The sequence below is a fragment of the Alkanindiges hydrocarboniclasticus genome, from assembly GCF_001982605.1.
In the GTDB taxonomy this organism is placed as follows: Bacteria; Pseudomonadota; Gammaproteobacteria; order Pseudomonadales; family Moraxellaceae; genus Alkanindiges; species Alkanindiges hydrocarboniclasticus.
The window spans coordinates 21,569-30,629 of sequence record NZ_MLCN01000032.1; the positions used below are offsets into that span (position 1 = coordinate 21,569).

The following is a 9,061-nucleotide window of genomic DNA, read 5'->3' on the forward strand; positions in this document are numbered from 1 at the left end:
CTTGATGGCATGTTCAATGCATAAAAAATCAGCAACCAGCGTTTAGGAGACCTGTAATGAATCCGCCTAATAGGACCTTAACCACGCCTGTACTGGAGTCAGACCAGCCTGTTGTTTCAACGCAAGGCTCTTTTTCAACGCTTGGTTCTTCCTTACTGCATGATTCTTTTCCCTTACATGCCAATGCCCAGGTTCCTGCACAGGCAGAAACCCATCCGGTGTTTAATGTGTCATCTGAGCTGGGCGACATCAACCTGTTGACCAGCGATCAGGCCTTACAGGAAGCCGTGCAGCGCGAAGGTGCAGTCTGGGCCATGGAAGATTTAAGCCAGTTTGGCGCGCTGACTGGTTCGCGTGAATATTTGCATCTGGGTTATCTGGCCAATAAATACAAGCCGGAGCTGGACACGCATGACCGTTTTGGTCATCGGGTGGATGTGGTGCATTATCATCCGGCTTACCATGAGCTGATGCGCTCGGCATTTGCCCACCAGCTGCATGCGCTGCCGTGGGTTAATCCGGTAGCGGGTGCACACGTTGCGCGGGCTGCCAAGCTGTTAATGCAGGGACAGGTGGAAGCAGGCCATATCTGCCCCACCACCATGACTTTTGCCTGCATTCCCAGTCTTCGTACCACCCCAAAACTGGCAGCATTGTGGGAAGATAAAATTCTAAGCGCAGTGTATGACCCGCGCAATCTGCCAGCCAGCCAGAAAAATGGCCTGACGGTAGGCATGGGCATGACCGAAAAACAGGGCGGTTCTGATGTGCGGGCCAACACCACTTTTGCAACGCCCATTGACCAGCATGGGCCGGGGGAAAGCTATGAAACCAAGACCTATGAAATCACAGGCCACAAGTGGTTTTTGTCCGCACCCATGTGCGACCTGTTTCTGGTTCTTGCCAAAACCGAGGCTGGGGTGTCCTGCTTTTTAGTCCCACGCTGGCGACCAGATGGCACTAAAAATACCTTGCAGGTGATTCGCCTCAAAAACAAGATGGGCAACGTGTCCAATGCCTCCAGTGAAGTAGAATTTCGTGGGGCGTTTGGCTGGCTGGTGGGCGATGAAGGTCGCGGTGTGGCCACTATTATTGAAATGGTGAGCTTAACCCGCTTCGATTGCATGATTGGTTCAACGGCCATTATGCGTATGGGGCTAATTCAGGCCATTCACCATTGCCAGCAACGGGTAGCCTTTGGTAAAAAATTAATTGACCAGCCCCTGATGCAAAACCTGCTGGCTGACCTAACCCTGGAATATGAAGGCGCACTGGCATTGACCATGCGCATGGCCCGCGCGCTGGATCAACAAGAGCTGGATGCAACAAATCAGCATGAAAGCTTACTGGCCCGTATTGCCACAGCCATTGGCAAATATTGGATTTGCAAGCGGACACCCAATCATAGCTATGAAGCCATGGAGGTGATTGGCGGCAGTGGCGTGATGGAAGACAGCCCCATGCCGCGTCTGTATCGTGAAGCGGTCATTAATACCATCTGGGAAGGCTCAGGCAATGTGCAATGTCTGGATGTATTACGTGCCATGACCAAAACCCCAGCCACAGTGGATGCTTATTTTAATGAAGTCAGACTGGCGCTGGGTAAACATGCCTTGTTTGATCAGGCTGTCAGTCGTTTGCAGGCAGAGTTTCAGAATCGGGAATATCTGGAGTTTCGCGCCCGCCATGTGGGCGACCAATTGGCGGTAGTGTTGCAGGCTGCTTTATTATTGCAACATGCACCGGACTCTGTTTCAACCGCATTTTGTCTGTCACGTCTGGGCCAGCAAGGCATGCACAATTATGGCAGCCTGCCCATAGGGGTTAATGCCAAGGCTATTATTCACCGCACCTATCAGGTTTAGCCTCAAAAAACCATTCAGCCAACAACCGCAAAAACAAAAGCCCGAATCAATCGGGCTGTTTGTTTTTATAGCTTTCATCCATCAGGCTGATTGGGGACAATTGGCAATGAGCTGCTCGGGTTGAGAAAACACCTGACTGCGATGATAACCATCCACATAATGTTCAAGCTGGGTCAGGATTTCATCCAGTCCATGCAAGTCACTGGCATTTGTGGTAATCAGTTGCAACAGGGTTTCAACTTCTTCAAGGCTATACTGTTTTTCAACTGCACGTACAATCAGGCTGTGTTCAGTGCGCTCGCCATTGGCATCGTCAAGCAGCAGCTCTTCATACAGTTTTTCACCACTACGCAGGCCGGAAAACACGATTTCAATATCACCATGCTCAGAACCCGGCTCACGTGGTGTAAGGCCGCTTAAAAAAATCATGCGCTTGGCCAGATCCACAATTTTAACCGGCTCGCCCATATCCAGCAAAAATACATCGCCTCCCTTGCCCATTGCCCCGGCCTGAATGACCAGCTGGGCAGCCTCAGGAATGGTCATGAAATAACGGGTCACATCAGGATGCGTTACAGTAATGGGCTGGCCTTCTGCAATTTGCTTGCGGAACAGCGGCACGACAGAACCTGATGAGCCGAGAACATTGCCAAAACGCACCAGACTAAACTGGGTTTTGCAATCCGGCTGGGCAGCCAGTGCCTGACAGGCCAGCTCGGCAATGCGTTTGGAAGCCCCCATGACATTGGTTGGGCGTACCGCTTTATCGGTTGAAATCAGTACAAAAGTATCGACCCCGGAATGCTGGGCCGCTTTGGCACAACGATAAGTACCAACACTGTTATTCATCAGCCCCACAAATGGGTTGACCTCAACCAGTGGCACATGCTTGTACGCAGCAGCATGGTACACCGTATTGACCTGATAATTACGCATGAGCTGTTCCAGCTTGGCCTGATGCAACACACTGCCCAGCGATGGAATAATACCTAAATCCGGTGCAGCCGCTTTGAGTTCCTGCTCAATGGCATACAGTGCATATTCCGACAGCTCAAGCAAAATCAGCAGCTTGGGGTTGAGCTTGATAATCTGGCGGCATAACTCACTACCAATTGAGCCACCAGCACCAGTTACCATCACTACCTTTTGCTCAATGTTGGCTTTTAGAAAATGAGGAATCGGTGGCACCGGGTCGCGCCCCAGCAGATCCATGATGTCGACTTCCTGCACATCCGATATTTTCAGGTGACCATTGACCAACTCTTCAATTGGCGGTACAGATTGCACCTTCACCATCAATGGTTCCAGTTTTTCAATAATCTCGCGGCGTTGGCTGCGGGTAATGGAAGGTAAGGCCAGCAATACTTTTTCTACCTGATGCTTGGGAATCACCCGCGGTAGTTCGCCACTGCTGTACACCTTGACACCTGCAATACGCCCGCCCATCAGCAACGGATCATCTTCCACAAAACCTACCACCCGTTTATAGGGATGATTTTTGAGGGAATTGAATAAGGCTGTCCCAGCGGCTCCGGCACCATAAATCAGGATATTCTTGGTGGGGGTTAAAATGATTTGCCGATGACGCAACATAAAGCGCGCCATAATCCGGCTAAACCCGATCCAGATAAACAGTAAAAACACATACGGCAAGGGCACCGAGCGCGGGATATTAAGCAGCATGGAATTAATGCTGAACATCACCAAACTGAGTAAAAATAGGCCCAGCAATACCGATTTAAACAAGTGTTCATTAAAGGAACGTAAAATTTCCTGATATAAACCACTTAAGGTCAAGAACACAAAAGACAGGCTATAAATGATCAGCTGGCTTTGGAACGGCAAATGATAATCCAGTGAAAGTAACCGCGCTGCCATTAAAAAATGCAAGATAAAAACCATTACCACCAGATCACTGGTCATGATAATCAGCTGCTTTTGCCAGCGTGGTAAACGTGACAGACTTTTTAGTGGTCTACGAATCAGGTTGTTGGCAGGCATGGGATTATTCACTCGCGTTAGTAGCCCCTAATGGTTTACGTGCCTTCTTAGCCACTGTTGCAATGGCATGCAGGGTTTTTGCAATGTCACTTTCACTTAGGCTTGGATGTACCAGAAACATCACACTGGTTTCACCCAGCTGTCTGGCAACAGGCAAACGCACTGCTGGCCGCCATGGGGTGTTGTCAAAGGCTTTTTCCAGATACACCTCCGAACATGACCCACTAAAACACGGCACCCCCAAGGCATTGATTTCCTCAATCACCTGATCGCGGCTCCAGCCTGCGCCCAGCTGGTCCGGCCTGATAAATGCATAGGCTTTATAATGGGCATGCACGATCTCTTCAGACGGTACAGGCACCTCAAAAATTCCGGCCTGCTGGCAAGCACCCAGTACAGCCTGTGCATGTGCAGTGCGCTTTTGATGCCACTCTGGCATATAGGTGAGCTGGATTCGCCCAATGACTGCCTGTAGTTCAGTCATGCGCCAATTGGTGCCAAATGACTCATGTACCCAGCGAAAGCCCGGTGCATGCTGGCGCTGATAAACGGCTTCATAGCTTTTGCCATGATCCTTGTATGACCACATTTTTTGCCATAACTGCTCATCATGAGTGGTAACCATGCCACCTTCACCACCCGTGGTCATGATTTTATCCTGACAAAACGACCACGCCCCAATATGACCAATCGAACCGGCGGCACGGCCCTTATAATATGCCCCATGCGCCTGTGCACAGTCTTCAATCACATAAATGCCACGCTCATTGGCAAATTGCATGATAGGGTCCATATCACACATCCAGCCAGCCAGATGCACACAAATAATGGCACGGGTTTGAGGTGTGATGACAGCCTGAATAGTTTGCAGGCTGATATTCTGTGAATCAGGCTCTATATCTGCAAATACCGGATTGGCACCCGCGGTTACAATCGAGCTTGCCGAGGCCAGAAAGGTCCGTGATGTCACAATGACATCGTCACCCGATCCAATCCCCAAAGCCTTTAACGCCAGATCCAGTGCTACCGTACCATTGGTTAAGGCCACCGCATACGGTACGCCAACCCAGGCTGCAAACTCCTGCTCAAACTGGCGACACTCCTGCCCAGTCCAGTAATTGACCTTGTTGGACAGCAGCACATTGGCAACAGCATCCGCTTCTTGTTGCGTAAAACAGGGCCATGGTTGAAAAGCAGTATTTAGCATGATGTCTATCTTAATGAAAAAATCTGGGTTACTGTCTCAATTCAGGCTGGTATAGGCATTTAAAGCATGCTTACCGGAGCCCCTCAACAAAGACATTAATTTTACGCTTTATCAGCGTGCTTACACTGGACACTATAATCCCATTGCTGAGGCGCCTGACTCCTGTCATCTACCGGAGTACTGTTTCTGCTTACAAAACCAGTATAAAATGTGATAAATCAGTGCATAAATGATAAACAGGCTGGCTGCGCCCTGAAGCAGGCCAACTAATAGCTTGGCTAAAAACAAATAAGTATTAGTTACCCACAAGCTATGCCATTTTAGCATGGCCTGCAAACTCCAAAACAGCGAACCAGCACACATTAAAATGACAATCAATAGACTATGCCATTTTTTAAGTACAATAATAGGGATATCTTCCAACACAGTTTTGTGAAAAGCCATGTTTCGCATTTGAGTGAGTATAAACCAGCCCACCCAGCCTAAACCCGCTAACGAAGTCCCGTATTGCAAAACACGGGCCAATGGCATGGTTCCAAAATAACCACTATTAACTGGTAGTTGTAGCACAACTACATGCCGGGCAATAAAACCATCAGGATGGGTAATGCCATCCCAAATTAAATGGGTACTTGCACCCAGCAATAAACCCAAGACTACTGTAACGCCAAACTTTAACCATTGGCTAAAATGCTGATGCGACCTGCCTCTTGCAATAAGGAACGGGAACCAAGGCTGCACCACAGCAATAGCCGCAGGCTTTAATAATCCATACCATAGGATTAATATAACCAACCCATAGGGTAGACAATAGCTGAATAAACCAGCCCAGCCATGGGACTCATCAGACACAGATATCGGACTATTTAAAAAATAAGGCAAGTCCGGCAGCATGCTGCCAAGTAACACCGCCTCAAAACTCATCCACCTCTGGCAACGGTAAAAAGGCAGGGCAGCTGCCATATGCGATAAGGTAAAGGCCATTTATTGCCACTGGCTGTCAAAACCTGACATTCGCATTACCGCACTAGTGGTCTGGCTGGATTACCAATTACAGTAACCCCGGCAGGGACACTTTTGGTAACTACCGCGCCCATTCCTACCACTGCCCCTTTACCAATGACCAATGGCTTATCCGGTGTGCCCTGTTTAATGACAGCACCTGTACCAATATAGGCATGGTCTTCAATAATAATATTGCCGTTGCATTTAACACCTGGTGCAAAGGTCACATAGTCACCAATAATGCAGTCATGCGCGATATAGCTATAAATATTGGCATGAAAAAACTTACCAATTTTAATATTAGAAGTTAGACAAACAAAAGGACATAAGATGCTTCCCTTACCTATCATCACATCATCAAGTCTTATTACATTTTCTGCTTTAACATCCAGATGCTGAATTGATTCAGTATTAAGCTTTTCAATTAGTTCTTCTCGAACCTTACTATTTGCAATGGCAATAGTTACTTTCTTAATAGATGCCTTATGCTGAATAAACTGGTCAAAGCTCAGCACCTTATAACCATTAAGTTGCTGTATATTATTGCTGTCATCAATAAATACAAATTGTTCGGTAGCTAAATGAGGAAATTGTTGGCGTACTAGCGGCATAACCTCTTTACCAAAACCACTAGCTCCATATACTCCAATATAAATATCATTCATTAGAGTTACTCTTAGCAGAACCCGTAAATTTGCTCATGGTCGCTTCACCTTCTGCGCTAATGTCATCTTTTGACAGCACTTTATGCACAGTTTTAAACATGATTTTAAAATCTAACCATGTCGATTGATTTTCAACATACCATGTATCAAGTTTAAATTTTTCATCCCAGCCAATAGCATTGCGGCCATTGACTTGTGCATAGCCTGTCATGCCGGGGCGTACATTATGCCGCTTGGCTTGTTCTGGGCTATACAGTGGTAAATACTCCATCAATAATGGCCGTGGCCCGACCACGCTCATGTCACCTTTAATCACATTCCATAGTTCCGGCATTTCATCAAGGCTAGTGGCGCGCAGCATTTGACCAAACGGCGTTAGGCGCTCGCTATCTGGCAGAGGATTCCCCTGTGCATCTACGGCGTCACGCATGGTACGAAACTTGATCATTTCAAAAGGCTTGCCATGCAAGCCTGGACGTACCTGACGAAATAACACGGGTGAACCCAAGTTCTTTTTGACTTTATAAGCGACTAATAAGTAGATAGGCGATAGTAGCAATAAAGCAGTCAAAGCAATAATGATGTCTAATAGGCGCTTAATCATAAAATTCTGCAGTAATCTGTTGAGGAGATTTTTTTTCAACTCCTAAAGCATAATTTAATACTTGCTCAAACTGTTCAGCAAGAGTATCTCTAGAAAATTGATTTAAAGCGAGATGCTTAGCAGCATAAGAGGCAGCTTTCAGTTGATTGCTATTACTAATAAATTCAACTATTTTGCTAGCAGCCTCAATAGGATTATCCTGCCATAAAACCAGACCACAATTATTTTTATCAATAATATCTTTTTGCCATCCGCCATAATTAATTAAAATGGGCTTACTGGCTGCTAAAGCATCAAAGAACTTATTAGCAGAATTTGCTCGTATAGCAGGAATATCCCGGGCAAAGCTACAGGCAATTGTTGCTGCACTTAGCAATACAGGTATTTCCGATTTTGGTAGCTGTTTTTGTAAAAACACATTTTGCTCAAAAACATTATGCTCAATAGCTAGCTCTTTAATTTTCTCATATTCGATTCCATCACCGACGAGTAAAATTTTAATATCTTTATTAAGCTTCAGCAGCTCTTTTGCAATGGGAATAATATATCCTACATCATTTACAAAACCAAAAGTACCAGTATAAATAAGCAAAGGATTATTTTGCAGCCAAGAAATACTTAAGCGATAAGTAGAGGTTTCATCAGGATTGATACTAAATAAATCATTATCACTGCTATTAGGAATGACTGCCACTCTTTCAGTTGGATATCCTGTACTTAATATCCCTTCTTTCATTCCTGGCGATAAAGCAATAATAGCCTTAGCATTCTTGTAAGCCCATTTTTCCAATTTTTTAGCAAAATATTTATGGGTAGGTTTTTTTAGGACTTCCATGGCAATAGGCACTTCAGGCCATAAGTCTCTAACCTCAAAGACCATGGGAATTTTTTGTCGTCTGGCAGCATAAACTGCAGGTAGCGCAATCGTCAGTGGTGTGCTAGTAGCAAATACTATATCAGCTCTTATACTTGCGGCTTTGATTGCAGAAACAAACGAAAACTTAAAAAAAGCTATTATTCTTTGCTTAAAGCTCATTCGATTTGAATAAGCATTAGGAAACCAATGTACATTGATTCCATCTTCTACAGTGCTAAACCAATCCTGTTGATCAGTCTCTCTACACCATGAAGTAACAATATGAACTTCATGACCTTTCTGAACCAAACGTTTGGCAAACTCATAAGAACGAGTACCGCCTGACATATTTGGCGTATTAAAGTATTGATGTAGATAGATTATTTTCATATTTCAACTCTTGTGAAGATATTTCTGGGAATACTTAAAATCATCTTTCTTAGATTCTTTATTAATACAAATACTTAGTAATATAAAGATAAAGGCAAATCTCAAATAGCCTAAATCTCCACTAAAGGTGCAAACCAATAAAAAGTAAAATATAATAATTCTTAGGAAAGATTTTGAAATAAACAAACCATAAGCTATGAATAATAAGTAAATTATTCCGATAAATAAACCATTCTCAGTAAAAACTTCTAAATGTGCATTATGAGGATAATCAAATCCATAAACTGAATAAGCTTTAAAATTACCTAAACCTATACCAGAAATTGGATTTTTTAGAAAAAAACTGTAAGCTTCTAGGAATAAATCACTTCGCGTTCCTATTGATCCTTGATCTGTTTCTTCTAGATCTCCACCAAAGACTCGAAAAATAGCCAATAACCTTGAGTTAGGAAAATAACTATATAAATA

General features: G+C 44.9%; 8 protein-coding genes. 1 reads left to right on the forward strand and 7 read right to left on the reverse strand.

The genetic code is table 11. The features are described from left to right. The first annotated feature begins 56 nt into the window (after positions 1-56). Positions 57-1,865, forward strand: coding sequence for an isovaleryl-CoA dehydrogenase (locus BKE30_RS12345; RefSeq protein ID WP_083698565.1), 1,809 nt, complete (start codon positions 57-59; stop codon positions 1,863-1,865). Between the two features lie 81 nt (positions 1,866-1,946). On the opposite strand, the gene BKE30_RS12350 is transcribed toward BKE30_RS12345, so the two are convergent. The 7 genes from BKE30_RS12350 to BKE30_RS16055 form a co-directional block, all read right to left on the reverse strand. After that, the gene (locus tag BKE30_RS12350) at positions 1,947-3,848 is read right to left on the reverse strand and encodes a polysaccharide biosynthesis protein (RefSeq protein ID WP_076878903.1); all 1,902 of its coding nucleotides are present in this window, start codon (positions 3,846-3,848) and stop codon (positions 1,947-1,949) included. 22 nt (positions 3,849-3,870) lie between these two features. Continuing rightward, the gene (locus tag BKE30_RS12355; protein ID WP_076878895.1) at positions 3,871-5,073 is read right to left on the reverse strand and encodes a DegT/DnrJ/EryC1/StrS family aminotransferase; all 1,203 of its coding nucleotides are present in this window, start codon (positions 5,071-5,073) and stop codon (positions 3,871-3,873) included. 165 nt (positions 5,074-5,238) lie between these two features. Next, positions 5,239-6,057, reverse strand: coding sequence for a DUF4184 family protein (locus BKE30_RS12360; RefSeq protein ID WP_076878896.1), 819 nt, complete (start codon positions 6,055-6,057; stop codon positions 5,239-5,241). 35 nt (positions 6,058-6,092) lie between these two features. Next, positions 6,093-6,743, reverse strand: a complete 651-nt coding sequence (locus tag BKE30_RS12365; protein ID WP_076878897.1) for an acetyltransferase — start codon at positions 6,741-6,743, stop codon at positions 6,093-6,095. Further along, the gene (locus BKE30_RS12370; protein ID WP_076878898.1) at positions 6,736-7,347 is read right to left on the reverse strand and encodes a sugar transferase; all 612 of its coding nucleotides are present in this window, start codon (positions 7,345-7,347) and stop codon (positions 6,736-6,738) included. Before BKE30_RS12370 ends, BKE30_RS12365 begins: the two co-directional genes overlap by 8 nt. After that, positions 7,340-8,593 (reverse strand): glycosyltransferase family 4 protein, encoded by a 1,254-nt coding sequence (locus BKE30_RS12375; RefSeq protein ID WP_076878899.1) that lies wholly within the window; start codon positions 8,591-8,593, stop codon positions 7,340-7,342. Before BKE30_RS12375 ends, BKE30_RS12370 begins: the two co-directional genes overlap by 8 nt. A 3-nt stretch (positions 8,594-8,596) precedes the next feature. Then, on the reverse strand, positions 8,597-9,061 hold a 465-nt coding region (locus tag BKE30_RS16055), incomplete at its 5' end, for a hypothetical protein (protein WP_198938081.1).